The organism is Phytohabitans houttuyneae (assembly GCF_011764425.1).
GTDB classification, from domain to species: domain Bacteria; phylum Actinomycetota; class Actinomycetes; order Mycobacteriales; family Micromonosporaceae; genus Phytohabitans; species Phytohabitans houttuyneae.
In genome coordinates, this window is sequence record NZ_BLPF01000002.1 from 2089213 (window position 1) to 2108774 (window position 19562).

Sequence of the window (19562 nt, forward strand, 5' to 3'; positions counted from 1 at the left end):
TTCCCTTGAGGAGCGTCCCATGAGCACCGTTCTGCCCACCGGCCCGGCCGTGGCGAGCGCGGTCGGCCCGGTCGTCCTGCCCGAGGTCGTCTCCTGGCAGGCCGCGCTGACCCCGCACGCCACCGCCGTCGTGTCCGGCGACGACCGGCTCGACTACGCCGCGCTCGACCTGCGGGCCAACCAGCTGGCGCACCACCTGGTCGCGCTCGGCGTCGGCCCGGAGTCGCTGGTCGGCGTCGACCTCGGCCGCGGCGTCGACCTGGTGGTCGCGCTGCTGGCCGTGTGGCGGGCGGGCGGCGCCTACGTACCGCTGGACCGCGCCCACCCCGCCGACCGGCGCCGGTGGATCCTCGCCGACACCGGGGCCAGGGTGCTGCTGACCCGCTCCGACCGGATCGACTCCGCCCCGGGGCCGGCGGGATCCGGTCCGAGGAGCGAAGCGACGAGTCCGGATGGCGCCGGCTTCCCGGGGCGCTCAGCGAGCGCGACCGGCACAGCCGCGGAAGGCGTCGCCCACGTGGTGCGCCTCGACGCCGACCGGTGGGCGGTCGCCGCGCGGCCCGGTACCGCGCCGTGCGTGGCGATCGACCCGACCAGCCCCGCGTACGCCATCTACACCTCCGGCTCGACGGGGCGGCCGAAGGGCGTCGTGGTGACCCACGAGGGGATCGGCAACCGGGTGGCCTGGGCGGTGCTGGAGCACGGCCTGTCCGCGACCGACCGGGTGCTGCAGAAGACGGCGCTCAGCTTCGACGCGGCCTGCTGGGAGTTCTTCGCCCCGCTCGTGTCCGGTGGCACCGTCGTGCTCGCGCCGGACGGCGCCGAGCGCGACCCGGCCGCCATGGTGGCCGCGATCCGGGCGCACGACGTCACCGTGCTGCAGGGCGTGCCGTCGGTGTTCTCGCTGCTGGTCGAGGAGCCGGACTGGGTGCACTGCGACTCGCTGCGGCTCATCTTCTCCGCCGGCGAGCCGCTGTTCGGCGAGCTGTGCCAGCGCATGCTCGCGGCGTCGCCGGGCGTGCGGATCTGGAACACGTACGGACCGACCGAGTGCGCGATCGACGTGACCGCGCACCCGGTGGACCCGGCGCAGCTCACCGGGCCGGTGCCGATCGGCCGGCCGCTGCCCAACCTGCGCGTCCAGGTGCTCGACGAGGACCGGATGCCGGTGCCGATCGGCGTCGTCGGCGAGCTGTACGTCGGCGGGGTCGGCCTCGGTCGCGGCTACCTCGGCCGGCCCGACCTGACCGCCGAGCGCTTCGTGCCGGACGAGTTCGGCGCCGGCGGCGACCGGCTTTACCACACCGGCGACCAGGTGCGCTGGCGGCCCGACCACACGCTGGAGTTCGTCGGCCGGGTGGACAACCAGCTCAAGATCAATGGGGTACGGATCGAGCCGGCCGAGGTCGAGGCCGCGCTCGCCGCCCACCCCGACGTGCGCGGCGTGGCGGTCGTCGGGTTCGCCGACCCGGCCGGCCGCAAGCGCCTCGCCGCGTACCTGACCGGCCGCCGCCACCTCACCGCCGTCGAGCTGCGCGACTTCCTCACCGACCGGCTGCCGGAGGCGCTCGTGCCGGCGGTGTTCGTGCCGGTCGAGGAGTTTCCGCTCACCCCCAGCGGCAAGGTGGACCGCTCCGCGCTGCCGCCGATCGAGACCACCGTCGAGGCACCCGGCTACGTGGCGCCGCGCACCGAGGCCGAGCGGACCGTCGCCGGCGTCTGGCAGGACCTGCTCGGCGTCGAGCGGGTCGGCGTGCACGACAACTTCTTCCAGCTCGGCGGCTCCTCGCTGGTCACCATCCGGCTCGGTGGCCGGCTCGCCGCGGTGTCCGGCGTCAAGCTGCCGCTGCGCGACCTGCTCGCCGCGCCCACCGTCGCCGACCAGGCCCGCCTGCTCTTCGGCGAGACCGTCACCGAGCACCCGCCGGTCACCCGGCTGCCGCGCACCGGCACGCTGCCCCTCTCGTACGCCCAGCGCCGGCTGTGGCTGCTCGACCAGTTCTCACCCGGCAGCCACGAGTGGGTGGTGCCGCTGCTGTTCCGCCTGCCCGCGGCCCTGGACCCGGAGACGGTGCGCCGGGCGCTGGCGATGCTGGAGGAGCGGCACGAGCCGCTGCGCACCCGGTACCTCGTCGACAACGGCGAGCCGCGCCAGCGCGTGGTGCCGCCCGGCTGGGTCGAGCTGCCCGTGCACGACGGCCGCGCGCAGCCGCTGACCGCGCTCGTCGCCGCGCAGATGCGGCAGGGCTTCGACCTGTCCAGCGGTCCACTGTGGAGGGCGAGCCTGGTGACCGAGCCGGGCCGCGACCACCTGCTGCTGCTCACCCTGCACCACATCGCCTCGGACGCCGCCACCTCGGTCGTCCTGGAGCGCGACGTGCGCGAGCTGTGCGCGGCACTCGCCGAGGGGCGCCCCGCCGCCCTGCCCGAGCTGACCGCGCAGTACGCGGACTACGCCGCCTGGCAGCACGAGCAGCTCACCCCCGACACGGTCGAGCGCGAGCTGGGCTTCTGGCGCGAGACCCTGGCCGGCCTCCCCGAGCTGGAGCTGCCCCTGGACCGCCCGCGCCCCGCCGAACGCGACCCCGCCGGCGCGCACGTGCCGTTCACCGTGCCCGCCGCGGTGGTCGCCGCGCTCGCCGAGGTCGGCCGCCGGCACTCGGCCACCCCGTTCATGACCCTGCTGGCCGGGTTCGCCACGGTCGTCGCCCGCCACAGTGGACAGTGGGACCTCGCCGTCGGCGCCCCGGCCAGCGGCCACCGGCCGCCCGGCACCGAGCACATCGCCGGCGTCTTCCTCAACCCCGTCGTGCTGCGCTGCACGCTCGACCCCGAGCTGCCCTTCGAGCGCGCCGTCGCCGCGGTGCGCGAGCGGGCCCGGGCCGCCTACGCGCACCAGGATTTGCCGTTCGAGCGCCTCGTCGAGGACCTCGGCGGCGCCCGCGACCTGTCCCGCACCCCGCTCTACCAGGTCATGTTCAACCTCCAGGAGAGCGCGATGACCGGCGGGGCGAGCGACGACGCCGAGGCGCTCGACGCCCTGCGCGAGGCCGCCCGGATCGCCAAGACCGACCTCAGCCTGCACCTGTGGCCGAGGCCCGACGGCTCCCTGGCCGGCGCCCTGGAGTACGCCACCGCGCTCTTCGACCCCGGCACCGCGCGCCGGCTGACCGACCACTTCGTCCGGCTGCTCACCGACGCCGCGAGCCGCCCCGGCACCCGCCTGGCGGAGCTGGACCTGATCCCTCCCGGCGAGCGCCGCCGCCTGCTGCGCGACTGGAACGGCCCCGACGTGGCCCGCGCCGCCGCCACCGCGTGCGACCTCTTCGAGGCGCAGCGCGAGCGCACGCCGGGCGCCGTCGCGATCCGCCAGGGCGGCCGCGAGACCACGTTCGCCGAGCTCGACGACCGGGCCAACCGCTTCGCGCACCACCTGCGACGGGCCGGCGTCGGCCGCGGCGCGACGGTGGGCATCCTGCTCGACCGCGGCGTCGACCTCGTCGCCGCGCTCCTCGGCACGTGGAAGGCCGGCGCCGCCTGCCTGCCCTTCGACCCGTCGTACCCGGCCGACCGGATCGCGCACATGCTCGGCACCGCCGGCGCGGCGCTCGCCATCACCCGCGCCGCCTACGCCGACCGGTTCGGCGTACCGACGCTGATGGTCGACACCCACCGCTGGATGATCAACGCGGAGTCGAGCGCCCGGCCGCCACGGGACACCGACCCGGAGGAGGTGGCGTACGCGCTGTTCACCTCCGGCTCGACCGGCCGCCCCAAGGGCGTGCTGCTCAGCCACCGCGCGGTCGCCAACTTCCTGGCCTGCGCGGCCGAGACCGAGGCGCTCGGCGACCGCGGTGGCCGGCCCACCGGCGGCGGCTCACCGCTGTTCTCCACCGTGGCCTTCGACCTCTCCATCGCGAACATCTGGAGCGCGCTGGTCGCCGGCCGCCCGGTGACGCTGCTGCCGCAGGACCTCGACGTCGCCGACCTCGGCCGGCTGCTGGCCGAGGCGGGGCCGTTCGACCGGTTCATCCTCACCCCGGCCCACCTGGAGCTGATCACCGAGCAGCTCGACGCCGGGCAGGCCGCGGAGCTGGCCGGTCTACTGTGGACGGCCGGCGCGATCCTGCCCCGCCGCCTCGCCAACCGGTGGCTGGAGCTGCTCGGACCGGGCGGGCTCGTCAACACGTACGGCCCGACCGAGACCACCGTGGTCATGTCCGCGTACCCGGTCGTGGCGCCGCAGGACCAGGAGATCGTGCCGATCGGCCGGCCGATGGCCAACACCACCGTCCGCGTGCTCGACGGCCGGCTGCGGCTGCTGCCCACCGGCGCGGTCGGCGAGCTGCACATCGGCGGCGCCTGCCTCGCCACCGGGTACGCCGGCCGCCCCGACCTGACCGCCGAGCGGTTCGTCCCCGACCCGTACGGCCCGCCCGGGTCCCGCCTGTACCGCTCCGGCGACCTGGTCCGCATGCGCGCGGACGGGACGATGGACTACGTCGGGCGGATCGACGACCAGGTCAAGGTCAACGGGTACCGCATCGAGCCCGGCGAGATCAAGGCGGTCGTCGAGGAGCACGCAGGCGTCCGCGAATGCGTGGTCATCGCCCACCAGGACCGCCTCGTCGCCTTCTACCGCGGCGACCCCGCCGCCGACCTCGCGGCGCACTGCGCGCGGCGGCTGCCGGACTTCATGACCCCGAGCCTGTTCGTGCCGGTCGAGCGGATCGCGTTGAACACCAACGGCAAGGTCGACCGCGCCGCCCTGCTGCGCGCGCTCGACGAGGCCGTCACCGGCGGTACCGACGAGCCGGTCGCGCCGCGCAACGTGGTCGAGGAGCGCATCGCCGCGGTCTGGACCGACCTGCTCGGCGTGCCCGTCGGGGTGCGCCACAACTTCTTCGCGCTCGGCGGCCACTCCATCCTCGCCGCGCGGCTCGCCGCCGGCCTGCAGGAGGAGTTCGGGCTGGACCTGTCGATCCGGCTCGTGTTCGAGCACCCGACCGTCGAGGCCCTGGCCATCGCCGTCGAAGACCTGATCCGGGCCGAGGTGGACGCGCTGTCCGAGGCCGACCTGACGCACGACCTGATGCGATCCGAGGAGCTGCTGGCATGACCACGACCGCGAACCAGCCGACCCTGCGCGACGAACTGCTCCAGCGGCGGCTGTCCGGCCTGGCCGCCGGCAGGCGCCGCGGGATACCCACCGCCGACCGGTCCGGCGACCTGCCCCTGTCGTACGGCCAGCAGCAGATGTGGTTCCTCAACCGGATGGACACCGCCAGCGCCGAGTTCCTGGTGCCGTCCGTGCTGCGGCTGCGCGGCCCGCTGGACGCCGGCGCGCTCGCCGCCGCCTGGAACGCGCTCCTGGCCCGCCACGAGATCCTGCGCACCCGGTACGCCCTGGCCGGCGCCACCCCGGTCCAGGTGATCGACCCGCCGCGCCACGTCGAGCTGCCCACAGTGGACCTGCGCGGCCTGCCGGACGCCGAGCGGGACGCCCGCGCCGCCGAGCTGACCGCAGGCACCACCGAGACCGGCTTCGACCTGGCCGAGGAGTGGCCGGTCCGGGCCACCCTGCTGCGCCTCGGCGCCGGCGAGCACCTGTTCGTGACGGTCATGCACCACATCGCCTGCGACGCGCCCGCCATCGAGGTCCTGCTCGGCGAGCTGGCCGTGCTGTACGGCGCGTTCGCCGCCGGGCAGGACAGCCCGCTCGCGCCGCCCGCCCTGCACTTCGCCGACTTCGCCGCCTGGCAGCGCGAGCAGCTGCGCGGCGACGGGCTGCGCCCGCACGTCGACTACTGGCGTAACCAGCTCGCCGGCGTCACCCCGCTGGAGCTGCCCGCCGACCGGCCGCGCCCGCGCGTGCGCGACTGGCGCGGGGCCGCGCTCCCCTTCGCGCTCAGCCCCGAGCTCTCGGCCGCGGTGCGTGACCTCGCCCAGGGCGCCGGCACCACCCTGTTCGTGACGCTCATGGCCGCGTTCCAGGCGCTGATCTCCCGCTACACCGGGCGCAGCGACATCCCGGTCGGCAGCGTCTCCTCCGCGCGCCGCCGCACCGAGCTGCAGCGGCTGGTCGGGTACGGCATCGACAACCTCGTCATCCGCGGCCGGTGGGACGGCGACCCGGCGTTCATCGACCTGCTGGACAACCTGCGCTCCACCGTGCTGGACGCCTTCGACCACGCCGACGCGCCGTTCGCGCTGCTCGTGGACGAGCTCGAACCCGAGCGCGACATGTCCCGCACCCCGCTGTACCAGGTGGCGTTCACGCTGCGCGGCGACGCCGCCGGTGCCGCGCAGTGGCCGGCCGGCCTGTCCGCCGAGCCGCTCTGGCCGCCGCTGCGATCGTCCAAGGTGGACCTCACGCTGCACGCCGTCGACGGCGAGGACGGGCTGCTGCGCGGCCAGGTCGAGTACGCCACCGCGCTTTTCGACGAGGAGACCGTCCAGCGCCTCGCCGACCACTACGTCCGCCTGCTCGCCCACGTCGCCGCCGACCCCCGCGCGCGCCTGTCCCAGCTGGACATCCTCGACCCTGCCGAGCGCGCCGCCGTCACCCCGGCCCCCGCGCTGCCGGCCGCGCCGGTCGCCGGCACCGTGCACGGCGCGTTCGCGGCGGCCGCCGCCCGCACCCCCGGCGCGGCCGCGCTCACCTGCGGCGACACCACCCTGACCTACGCCGAGCTGGACGCCGCCGCCAACCGGCTGGCCCACCACCTGCGCGCGCTCGGCGCCGGCCCGGAGGCACTCGTCGCCGTCTGCCTCGACCGCGGCCCCCAGCTCGTGCCCAGCCTCCTCGGCGTGCTCACGTCCGGCGCCGGCTACCTGCCCCTGGACCCCGGCTCGCCCACCGAGCGGATCGACTTCATGCTCGCCGACGCCGGCGTCGACGTCGTGGTCACCACCGCCGCGCACCGCGAGCGGTTCGCCGGGTACGGCGGCACGGTCGTCCTGCTCGACGACCCGGCCACCGCCGCGCGCGTCGCCGCCGCGCCGGCCACCGCGCCCGAGGCCGGTGCCGGTCCGGACAACCTCGCGTACGTCATCTACACCTCCGGCTCCACCGGCAGGCCCAAGGGCGTCTGCATCACCCACGCCCACGTCCTGCGCCTGATGAGCGTCACCGAGGCCGACTACCGCTTCGGACCGGACGACGTGTGGCCGCTTTTCCACTCGTACGCCTTCGACTTCTCCGTCTGGGAGCTGTGGGGCGCGCTGCTCTACGGCGGCCGGCTCGTCGTCGTGCCCACCGAGGTCGCCCGCTCGCCCGAGCTGTTCCTGGACCTGCTCGTCGCGCAGGGCGTCACCGTGCTCAACCAGACCCCGTCGGCGTTCCGCCGCCTGGTCCGCCTCGCCGCCGACGGCGACCCGCGCATCGACCGGCTGGCGCTGCGCGCGGTCATCTTCGGCGGCGAGCGGCTGGAGTACGGCGACCTCGCCCCCTGGGTGGCCCGCCGCGACCTTTCCCGCACCCGGCTGCTGAACATGTACGGCATCACGGAGACGACCGTCCACGTGACGTACCACCGCGTCGTCGACGCCGACCTGGAGCGGGCACACACGAGCCCGGTCGGCCACCCCCTCGCCGACCTCGCCGTATACCTGCTGGACGCCGCCGGCCACCCGGTGCCGGTCGGCGTCCCCGGCGAGATCCACGTCGGCGGCCAGGGCGTGGCCCGCGGCTACCTCGGCCGGCCGGAGCTGACCGCCGAGCGGTTCGTGCCCGACCCGTTCGGCCCGCCCGGCTCCCGCCTGTACCGCAGCGGCGACGTCGCCCGCCGCCGCCCCGACGGCTCGCTGGAGTTCGTCGGCCGGATCGACGACCAGGTGAAGGTCCGCGGCTACCGCATCGAGCTCGGCGAGATCGAGGCCGCGATGGCCGCGCTGCCCGGCGTCCGGGACGTCGTGGTCGTCGTCCGCGAGGACACGCCCGGCCACAAGCGGCTCGTCGCCTACTCGGTCCTCGCCGACGGCGCGCCCATGCTGCGCCCGGCACAGGTGCGCGCCGCCCTCGCCCGCACGCTGCCCGACTACATGATCCCCTCGGCGTTCGTCCCGGTGGCCCGGATCCCGCTGACCACCAACGGCAAGCTCGACAAGAAGGCCCTGCCCTCACCCGAGCGCGGGGTCATCCCCACCGACCAGCCGTACGTCGCGCCGCGCTCCACAGTGGAGGAACGGATCGCCGCGGTCTGGACCGACGTGCTGGGCCTTCCCCGGGTCAGCGTCGAGGACAGCTTCTTCGACGTCGGCGGCGACTCGATCCGCGCCGTCGGGCTGGCCGGCGCGCTGCGGACCGCCGGCTTCGACGTCGAGGTCCGCGACCTGTTCGAGCACCGGTCGATCGCCCACCTCGCGCAGTGGCTCACCGGCCGCCCCGCGCCCGCCGGGCCGGTCGCGTCCGTGGCGCCGTTCGCGCTCATCTCCGCGGCCGACCGCGCCCTGGTCCCGGCCGGCGTCGTCGACGCGTACCCGTGCTCGCAGGCCCAGCTCGGCATGCTCGCCGAGCTGCTCGCGGACACCGACCGCAACCACTACCACAACGTCACCACGTACCGGATCCCCGACCGTGGGGAGTTCTCCCTCGACGCGTTCAAGGCGGCCGCCGCGCTGCTCGTCGAGCGGCACGAGGTGCTGCGCACGTCGTTCGACCTGGACGGCTACTCGATGCCGATGCAGCTCGTGCACGCCACCGCCGAGATGCCGGTCGGCATGGACCGCGCCGTGGCCACCGAGCGGGCCGCGCTGGAGGCCGAGCTGCGCGCGTACATCGCCAGCGAGCGCGGCAACCTCTTCGACCTCGCCGAGCCGTCGCTGTTCCGGCTGCACGCCCGGGTCAACCCGGACGGCAGCTGGTGGCTGACGCTCACCGAGTGCCACCCGATCCTCGACGGCTGGAGCTACCACTCGCTGATCATGGAGGTGATCGCCGACTACCACCGCATCCGCGACGGGCTCCCGGTCGACCCCCGGCCGTTGCCGCCGGTGCGCTTCGCCGACGCGGTCGCCGCCGAGCTGAAGTCCACAGGGGACGGTGTGGACGGCGCCTACTGGCAGGAGGCGCTGGCCGGGCACGAGCGGTTCGCGCTGCCCGAGGCGTGGGGCGACCCGACCGCCGACGCCGCCGACCAGCACGAGCGCTGGGTACCGCTGCAGGACCTGGAGGCCGACCTGCGCGGCCTGGCCCGCGCGGCCGGCGTGCCGCTCAAGTCGGTGCTGCTCGCCGCGCACCTGAAGGTGATGAGCCAGCTCACCCGCGAGCGCCGCTTCTTCACCGGCCTCGTCTGCAACATCCGGCCCGAGGTGGCCGGCGCCGACCGGGTGTACGGCATGCACCTGAACACGATGCCGGTGCCGCACGACGCCGGCGCGGCGCGGACGTGGCGGGAGCTGATCCGCCAGACGTTCGCCCGCGAGCTGTCGCTGTGGCCGCACCGCCGGTACCCGCTGCCGGTGCTCCAGCGGGAGATCGGCGACGGCTCCCGGATGCTCGACGTCCGGTTCAGCTACCACGACTTCCACCAGATCGACACCGCCGAGGTCGACTACGCCGACTCGATCGACGACAGCCCGACCGAGTTTCCGATGGGCGTGATCTGCCGGCTCGGCTTCGTCACGCTGCAGGCCAGCCGCCGCCACGTCACCGCCGAGCACCTCGCCCGCATGGGCGCCATGTACCGCGTCGTGCTGGACGCGATGGTCGCGGACCCGGACGGCGACGCCCGCGTGGCCTGCCTGCCGGAGGCCGACGCGCCGGTCGTGCTCGCCGACGCCGACCCGGTGGACGAGCCGGTGGAGCGCTCGGTGCTCGCCGAGTTCGAGGCGCGGGTCGCGCAGGCGCCGGCCGCCGAGGCGGTCGACGGCGTCAGCTTCGCCGCGCTCGACGCCCGCGCCCGGGGAGTGGCCACCGCCCTGCGGGACCGCGGCGTCACCGCCGGCTCCGTCGTCGGCGTGCTGCTCGACCGCGGCGTGGACCTTGTCGCCGCGCTGCTCGGCGCGTGGAAGGCGGGCGCGGCGTACCTGCCGATCGACCCGTCCCACCCCGCCGCCCGGATCGCCCCGATGCTCGCCGACGGCGGCGTCACCACCGTCGTCACCTCCGCCCGGTACGCCGACCGCTTCGAGGGCGTCGACATCCTGCGCGTCGAGGACGCACCCGCGAGCGGCGCGGTGCCGTCCACCGCGACCGACCTGGACGCCCTGGCGTACGTGATCTTCACCTCGGGTTCGACCGGCCGTCCCAAGGGCGTCCAGGTGACCCACCGGGGCGTCGCCAACCACATCCGCTGGGCGGCGCGCACCCTGGCCGGGCGGGGCACCGGCGGCTCGGCGGTCTTCTCCTCGGTCGCGTTCGACCTGCAGGTGCCGAACCTGTGGGCGCCGCTCGCGGCGGGGCAGCGGGTCGTCATGGTCGACCAGGACCTCGACCTGGCCGAGCTGGGTGCCACGCTCGCCGCCGCCGGCCCCTTCTCCTTCCTGAAGATGACCCCCGGCCACCTGGAGATCGTCGGCGGGCAGCTGCCGGACGAGGCGCTCGCCGCGCTGGCACCGGTCGTGGTCGTGGCCGGCGAGGCGCTGCCGGCGACGCTGGCCAACCGCTGGCTCGACGTGCTCGGACCGGGCAACCTGATCAACGAGTACGGGCCGACCGAGGCGTCCGTCGGCACCTGCATCCACCCGATCCACGGCGAGCAGGCCGCCGCGGTCGTCCCGATCGGCCGGGCGCTGCCCGGCATGACGATGTTCGTGCTCGACGCCGGGCTGCGGCCGGCACCGGTCGGCGTCGTCGGCGAGCTGTACGTCGGCGGTGTCGGGGTGGCCCGCGGGTACGCCGGCGCGCCGGAGCTGACCGCCGGCAAGTTCGTGCCCGACCCGTTCGGCGCGCCCGGCGCCCGCCTGTACCGCACCGGCGACCTGGCGTACCGGCTGCCCGACGGCGCCGTGCAGTTCTGCGGCCGGGTCGACGACCAGGTCAAGATCAGAGGCTTCCGGATCGAGCTCGGCGAGATCGAGGCCGCGCTGTCCGCGCTGCCCGGCGTCCGCGACGCGGCGGTACTGGTCCGCGAGGAGGCCGGCGGCGACAAGCGGCTCGCCGGCTACTGGTCCGGCGCGGCGGGGCGGCCGGACGAGGTGCGCGCCGCGCTCACCCGCACGCTGCCCGAGCACATGATCCCGGCCGACCTCGTACCGGTCGACGCGATCCCGCTCAACGCCAACGGCAAGGTCGACCGCAAGGCGCTGCTCGCGCTCGCGATCCCGGACGAGCGCGTGCACGTCGCGCCCGCCACCGCGCTGGAGCAGCGGCTCGCCGGCATCTGGTCGCGGATCCTCGAGCGCGACCCGATCGGGGCGCACGACTCCTTCTTCGACCTCGGCGGGCACTCGATCAGCGCGATCGCGCTGGTCGGCGCGCTGCGCGGGGCCGGCTTCGCGGTCGGCGTCAAGGACGTCTTCCGGCACCGCACCGTGGCCGCCCTCGCCGCGCACATCGAGGCGCAGGACGCCGCCGCCGAGCCGGCCTTCCGGGCCGTCGCGCCGTTCGCGCTCATCGGCGCGGCCGACCGCGCGCTCGTGCCGGACGGTGTCGTCGACGCGTACCCGTGCGGCCAGGTCCAGCTCGGCATGCTCGTCATGACGATGACCGACCAGGAGCGGCGCACGTACCACAACGTCTCCGCGTTCCCGATCCGCGACGCCCACGCCTTCTCACCGGACGTGCTGCGCCGGGCCGTGCGCGCCGTCGTGGAGCGGCACGAGATCCTGCGCACCTCGTTCGCCCTCGACGGCTTCTCGGTGCCCATGCAGCTCGTCCACGCCGCCGTGCCGGTGGAGATCACCGTCCTCGACGGACACACCGAGGACGCGCTGCGGGCGTACATGGCCGGCGAGCGGAGTCGGCCCTTCGCACCGGACCAGGCGCCGCAGATGCGGATCGGCGCGATGGTCGGCGACGACGGCACGTGGTGGTTCGTCCTCACGATGTCGCACGGCATCCTCGAAGGCTGGAGCCACCACTCGCTGCTGATGGAGATCCTGGACAACTACCGCGCCGTCCGGGACACCGGCGAGCCGGCCCCGTTCGCCCCGCTGCCGGTCCGGTACGCCGACTTCGTCGCCGGCGAGCTGGAGGCACTGGAGTCCACCGAGGACCGCGACTACTGGCGCGGCGTCGTCGCCCTGCCCCGCTTCGAGCTGCCCGCCGGCTGGGGCGAGGACGAGTCCGTGCCCGAGTACCAGTGCGGCACCCGGGTGCCCATGCACGACCTCATGGACGGCCTGCGCGACCTGGCCGCCCGCACGGAGACGTCGCTGAAGAGCGTGCTGCTCGCCGCGCACCTGAAGGTGATGAGCCAGCTCACCCGCGAGCCCGTCTTCACCAGCGGCCTGGTCTGCCACGGCCGCCCCGAGGTGACCGGCGCCGACCGGGTGTACGGCATGCACCTGAACACGCTGCCGTTCACCCACGACGCGCGGCGGGCCGGCACGTGGCGGGAGCTGATCCGGCAGACCTTCGACGGCGAGCTGGAGCTGTGGCCGCACCGCCGGTACCCGATCCCCGCCGTGCAGCGCCTCGGCGGCGGCAAGCGCCCCCTCGAGATCCTCTTCAACTACCTCGACTTCCAGCAGATCGACACCGAGCGGGTCGGCGTCGAGGACGCCATCTACGAGGCGACCGGCGAGTTCGACCTGCACGTGTCCACGTTGGACGGCACGCTCAGCATCCTGGCCCGCTCGCACGCCGTCGACTACCCGGGCGTGGTGCGCGTCGGCGCCATGTACCGCGCCGTGCTGGAGGCGATGGTCGCCGACCTCGACGGCGACGCGCGGGTCTCCCGCCTGCCCGCGGACGAGCTGCCGCCGGCGCCGGCCGAGGCCGAGCCGGTGCTCCGCTCGGTGCTGGACGAGGTCGAGGCCCGGGCGGCCGAGACCCCGCACGCCGAGGCGGTCGGCGGCCTGAGCTTCGCCGACCTCGACGCGCGGGCCGCCGCCGTTGCCGGTGTGCTGCGCTCCCGCGGCGTGGGCGCCGGGTCGGTCGTCGGCGTGCTGCTGGACCGCGGCGCCGACCTCGTGGTGACGCTGCTCGGCGTCTGGAAGGCGGGCGCGGCCTACCTGCCGCTCGACCCGTCGTACCCGGCCGGCCGGCTCGCCGTCATGCTCGCCGACGCCGGCGTGACCTGGGCGGTCACCTCCGACCGCTACGCCGGCCGGTTCACCGTCGACACGCTGCTGGTCTCCGACTTCGCCGGCGCCGACGCCTCCCCGGTGGAGCGCGCGACCGACCTCGACGAGCTGGCGTACGTCATCTTCACCTCCGGCTCCACCGGCCGTCCCAAGGGCGTGCAGGTGACCCACCGCGGGCTCGCCAACCACATCCGGTGGGCCTCGGACGTCCTGGCCGGGCGTGGCACCGGCGGCTCGGCGGTCTTCTCCTCGGTCGCGTTCGACCTGCAGGTGCCGAACCTGTGGGCGCCGCTCGCGGCGGGGCAGCGGGTCGTCATGGTCGACCAGGACCTCGACCTGGCCGAGCTCGGCGCGACGCTGGCCGCCTCCGGCCCGTACTCCTTCCTCAAGATGACCCCCGCCCACCTGGAGATCGTCGGCCGCGGCCTGCCCACCGAGGCGCTCGCCGCCCTCGCCCCGGTGGTCGTCGTCGCCGGTGAGGCGCTGCCGGCCGCGGTCGCCAACCGCTGGCTGGGCATCCTCGGCCCCGGCAACCTGATCAACGAGTACGGCCCGACCGAGGCGTCCGTCGGCACCTGCATCCACCCCGTGCTGGGCGAGCAGACCCGGCCGGTGGTCCCGATCGGCAAGGCGCTACCCGGCATGACGATGCACGTGCTCGACGCCAACCTCAGCCACGCGCCGGTCGGCATGACCGGCGAGCTGTACGTCGGCGGCACCGGCGTGGCCCGCGGCTACCTCGGCGCGGCCGAGCTGACCGCCGCGAAGTTCGTGCCCGACCCGTTCGGCCCGCCCGGCGCCCGCCTGTACCGCAGCGGCGACCTCGCCCGGCGCCTGCCCGACGGCGCCGTCGAGTTCTGCGGCCGGATCGACCACCAGATCAAGATCCGTGGCTACCGGATCGAGCTCGGCGAGATCGAGGCCGCCATGGCCGCACTGCCCGGCGTCGACGAGGCGGCCGTGCTGGTCCGCGAGGACGCGAACGGCGACAAGCGGCTCGCCGCCTACTGGACCGGTACCGGTCAGCGGCCGGACGCCCTGCGCGCCGCGCTCGCCGACGCCCTGCCCGAGTACATGATCCCGGCCGACCTCGTGCCGGTCGACGCGATCCCGCTCAACGCCAACGGCAAGGTCGACCGCAAGGCGCTGCTCGCGCTCGCCGTCCCGGACGAGCGGGTGCACGTCGCGCCCGCCGGCGACCTGCAACGCCAGCTCGCCGGGATCTGGGCGAAGGTGCTCAAGCTGGAGTCGGTCAGCGTCGCGGACAGCTTCTTCGACCTCGGCGGCGACTCGCTGCGGGCCGTCGTGCTCGTCGGCGCGCTGCGCGCGGCGAAGCTCCCGGTCGGCGTCAAGGACGTCTTCCGGCACCGCACGGTCGCCGCGCTCGCCGCGCACATCGAGGCGCAGGACGCGGCCGCCGCCGCGCCGGCGTTCACGGCCGTCGCGCCGTTCGCGCTGGTCAGCGCCGCCGACCGGGCGCTGGTGCCGGCGGGTGCCGTCGACGCGTACCCGGCCGTCCAGGCGCAGATCGGCATGGCCGTCGAGATCCAGAAGGACCCGGACCGCTCGCTGTACCACATCGTGCGCTCGTTCCGCGTCAACAGCAGCCGCCCGTTCTCCGCCGGCGCCCTGCGCGCCGCCGTGGACGAGGTGGTCGCCCGGCACGAGACGCTGCGCACCTCGTTCCACCTGACCGGCTTCTCGGTGCCGATGCAGGTGGTGCACGCCGAGGCGACCGCCGGGGTCCGGGTGTCCACCCTGGACGGTGACATAGAGGCCCGGCTGCGCGCGTTCGTCGACGCGGAGCGGGCCGCGCCGTTCGACGTCGAGCACACCCCGCCGCTGTTCCGGGTCGCGGCGCACGTCAGCGACGACCGCGGCTGGTGGCTGACCGTCGCGGTGAGCCACCTGGTGACCGGCGGCTGGGACCTCAACACGCTGCTGCCCGAGCTGCTCGGCGCGTACGAGCGGCGCTGCGCCGGCCTGCCGCCGGAGTCGACCGAGCCGGTCGCGGTGCGGTACGCCGACTTCGTCGCCGGCGAGCTGGAGGCCCTGCGCTCCGATGTGGACACCGGCTACTGGCGGGACGTCACCGCCGGGTACCCCGCGTTCGCCGTGCCGGAGGGCTGGGGCGAGCCGGACGGCGGCCGGCAGGCGCTGCGGGTGCGGGTCAGCTACCAGGACCTGGAGGAGCGGCTGCGCGCGTTCGCCTCGGCGAGCGAGGTGTCGCCCAAGGCCGTCCTGCACGCCGCGCACCTGAAGGTGATGAGCCAGCTGTCGCAGGAGTCGCGCTTCTACACCGGGCTGGTCTGTGACGCCCGGCCGGAGGTGCGGGGCGCGGAGCGGGTGCACGGCATGTACATCAACATCCTGCCGTTCGCGTACGAGCGCGGCGCCGGCACCTGGCGCGACCTGGTGCGCTCGGTGTTCGACCGCGAGGTCGAGCTGTGGCCGCACCGGCGGTACCCGCTCGCGGCCGTGCGCCGCCTGGCCGGTGCCGGCTCCCGCCCGATCGACGTGGTGTTCGACTTCACCGAGTTCCGGCGCGCGGCGCAGGACGGCGCGGAGTCGGCCGACTACGAGGCCGTGGCCGGCGAGGGCGGCACCGAGTTCGCCCTCCAGGTCACCGCGGCCGGCGGCTTCATCGACCTGGTCAGCGACCGGGCGGCGTTCGGCCCGGCGGCCCTGGCCCGCGTCGGCGGCATGTTCCGCCGGGTGCTCGAGGCGATGGCCGACGACCCGGCCGGCGACGCGCGGCAGGCGTACCTGCCCGCCGGCGAGCGGGAGGCGGTGCTCGGCACGGTCGCCAGCGGCGCGGCACCCGCGGAGCTGGCACACGAGGCGTTCCAGAGGCGGGCGGCGGCACGGCCGTCCGCGGTCGCGGTCACTTCGGACGGAAGGAGCATGAGCTATGGCGAACTGAACGAGTCGGCGAACCGGTTGGCGCACCACCTGCGGGGCCTCGGTGTGGGCCCGGAGGTGCTGGTCGGTGTCCGCGCCGACCGGTCGGTCGAGCAGATCGTCGCGATGCTGGCGGTGCACAAGGCCGGGGGCGTGTACCTCCCCCTCGACCCCGGCTACCCCGCCGACCGGCTGGCGTACATGCTGGCCGACGCCGCGGCGCCGATCCTGCTGACCACTGTGGACGGAGCGCCGTCCACCGCACGTGAGATACGGCTCGACGAGCCGGAGGCGTGGAACGACCAGCCGGCGACCGACCCGGAGCCGCTCGCCGGCCCGGACAGCGGCTGCTACGTCATCTACACCTCCGGCTCGACGGGCCGGCCCAAGGGCGTGCTCGTCCCGCACGGCGCGCTGGCCAACCGGCTCGCGTACGCGGCGCCGCACGTCAACCGGCTCGGCGAGGACGCGGTCATCCTGCAGAAGACCGCGATCGGCTTCGACGTCTCGCCGGGCGAGGTCTACGCGGGCCTGTCCACCGGCGCCCGCGTGGTGGTCGCCCGGCCGGGCGGGCACCGCGACCCCGCGTACCTGCGCGACCTGATCGTCGCCGAGTCCGTGACCGCCGTGGAGCTGGTGCCGAGCATGCTCTCCGCCCTGCTGCGCGAAGGCCTCGACCGGTGCGCGTCGCTGCGCTCGGTCGCGGTCGGCGGCGAGGAGATCCCGGCCGACGTGGCCCGGGCGTTCCTGGCCGCGCTGCCGGAGTGCGAGCTGCACAACACGTACGGGCCGGCCGAGGCGACCATCGACGTCACCAGCTGGCTCGTCACGGCCGATCGGCTGGCCGGGCTGAGCCGGGTGCCGATCGGCACGGCGTTCCCCCACGTGGTGCTGCGCGTCCTCGACGCCGACCTGCAGCCGGTGGCGCCGGGCGTGCGGGGCGAGCTGTTCATCGGCGGTGCCGCGCTGGCCCGCGGCTATCTCGGCGCGCCCGCGCTGACCGGCGAGCGCTTCCTGCCGGACCCGTACGGCCCGCCCGGCGCGCGCCTGTACCGCACCGGCGACGCGGCCGCCTGGCTTCCCGGAGCGTCCAGCGAGCGGAGCGAGCGCAGCCAACTCAGCGCCGGCGGAACGGTCGACTTCCTCGGCCGCATCGACACCCAGGTCAAGCTCAACGGCGTCCGGATCGAGCTCGGCGAGGTCGAGGCGGTCCTTCGCGGCTGCGACGGCGTCGCCGAGGCGGTCGCCGCCGCCGTGGAGCTGGACGGCCGCCGCGCCCTGGTCGGCTACGTCGTGCCCGCCGCCGGGTCCACCGTGGACATGGCGGCGCTGCGGGAGGCGGCGCGCGGCGCGCTGCCCGAGGCGATGGTCCCGTCCGCGTACGTGACGATCCCGGCCGTCCCGCTGGACCCGAACGGCAAGGTCGACCGCCGGCAGCTGCCCGCACCGGGCCCGCAGGCGGGCGCCGCGACGCCGTACGCGCCGCCCACCTCGGCGGCCGAGGCCGCGATGGTGTGGGTGTGGGCGCAGGTGCTCGGCGCCGAGCGGGTCGGCATCGACGACAGCTTCTTCGACCTCGGCGGCGACTCGATGCTCGCGGTCACGCTCGTCGGCGCGCTGCGCGCCGCCGGGCAGCAGACCACCGTGCGGGACATCTTCGCCCACCGCACCGTGCGCCGGCTCGCCAAGTCGATGACCACCCCCGAGGACGACAAGGAGGGAGCCAGATCCGTCGCGCCCTTCGCGCTGATCGGCGCCGAGGACCGGGCCGCGCTGCCGGACGGGCTGGCCGACGCCTACCCGGCCACGCAGGCGCAGGTCGGGATGGCCGTGGAGATCGCCAAGGGTGACGCGCCGTCGCTGTACCACATCGTCGAGACGGTCCGCGTCGACGACGACGGCCACCCGCTGTCGGTCGAGGCGCTCCAGGGCGCGGTCGACGACCTGGTGGAGCGGCACGAGACGCTGCGCACCTCGGTGCACCTGTCCGGCTTCTCGGTGCCCCTGCAGCTGGTGCACGCGCGGGCACGGGTCACCGTCCACGAGGGACCGACCGGGGACCGGGTGCCGTTCCGGCTGGACGAGGCGCCCCTGCTGCGGGTGGCCGCGCACGGCGACACCGTCACCGTCTCGGTCAGCCATCTGGTCACCGGTGGCTGGGACTTCAACGCCCTGCTCCGCGAGCTGGTGACCGGGTACCGGCGGCGGCGGGCCGGGCTCGCGGCCGAGCCGGACGAGGCGCCGCCGGTGCGGTACGCCGACTTCGTCGCCGCCGAGCTGGCCGCGCTGGAGTCCGCGGAGGACCGCGACTACTGGCACGGCGTGGTGACCGGCCGGCCCGGGCTCACGCTGCCGCAGGCGCTGGGCGACCCGTCCGGCGCGGGCAGCCACCGGACCACGGTGGACATCGCCGACCTGGACGCGCCGCTGCGCGCCTTCGCCCGCGACGCCGGCGTCTCGGTGAAGTCGGTGCTGCACGCCGCGCACCTGAAGGTGATGAGCCAGCTGACGCGGGAGCCGCGCTTCTACACCGGGCTGGTCTGCGACGCCCGGCCGGAGGTGCGGGGCGCGGAGCGGGTGCACGGCATGTACATCAACGTCCTCCCGTTCGCCGTCGAGCGGGCGGCGGGATCGTGGCGGGACCTGGTGCGGGCGGTGTTCGACCGCGAGGTCGAGCTGTCGCCGCACCGGCGGTACCCGCTGCCCGCCATCCGCCGGCTCGCCGGCGCCGGCCCTCGCCCGATCGACGTCGTCTTCGGCTACCACGAGGCCCGCCCCGCCGCCGTGCCGGGGGAGGTCGCCGGCACCACGCCGGCCGCGCCCGCTTCGCTCGCTGAAGGTCCCGGGCGGCCGGCGCCATCCGGCCTCGTCGCTCCGCTCCTCGCAGCGGATCCCGCCGGCCCCGGGACCACCGAGTTCGGCCTGTCCGTCGGCGCCAGCAGCGGCGCGCTGCGGCTCGTCGCGGACGCCCGCACGGTCGGCCGGGACGCGCTGGCGCGGGTGGGCGGCATGCTTCGCCGGGTGCTGGAGGCGATGGTCGCCGACCCGGACGGCGACGCGCGCGAGACCTACCTGCCGCCGGGCGAGCGCGAGACGGTCCTGGGCTGGGCGGACGGTCCGGTCACGCCGGTGCCGCACCGCCTGGCGCACGACGCCTTCGAGGCACGGGCCGCCGCGCGGCCGTCGGCCACGGCCGTCACCCGCGAGGGCGCGCACGTCAGCTACGGCGAGCTCAACGCGCGGGCCAACCGCCTCGCGCACCACCTGCGCGACCTGGGCGTGGGCCCCGAGGTCCTGGTCGGCGTCTGCGCGGAGCGGTCGGTGGAGCAGGTCGCCGCGATGCTCGCCGTGCACAAGGCCGGCGGCGTCTACCTGCCCCTCGACCCCGGCTACCCGGCCGACCGCCTCGCGTTCATGCTCGCCGACGCCGGCGCGCCGGTCCTGCTGACCACCGTGGACGACCTGCCCCG

Annotated in this window: 1 protein-coding gene and 1 pseudogene; both read left to right on the forward strand. The window is 75.3% G+C overall.

What is annotated here, in order from left to right:
* Positions 1-19: 19 nt before the first annotated feature.
* On the forward strand, positions 20-5119 hold the full coding sequence (locus tag Phou_RS32590; RefSeq protein ID WP_173063289.1) for a non-ribosomal peptide synthetase: 5100 nt from the start codon (positions 20-22) through the stop codon (positions 5117-5119).
* Positions 5116-19542: pseudogene (locus Phou_RS53340) on the forward strand (amino acid adenylation domain-containing protein); the annotation flags it as partial. The gene Phou_RS32590 and the pseudogene Phou_RS53340, both read left to right, overlap by 4 nt.
* Between the last annotated feature and the right edge of the window lie 20 nt (positions 19543-19562).

What these genes read in the sequence shown, in the direction of transcription:
- Phou_RS32590 (WP_173063289.1), top strand. Translation starts at nt 20, where the DNA reads ATGAGCACCGTTCTGCCCACCGGCCCGGCCGTGGCGAGCGCGGTCGGC.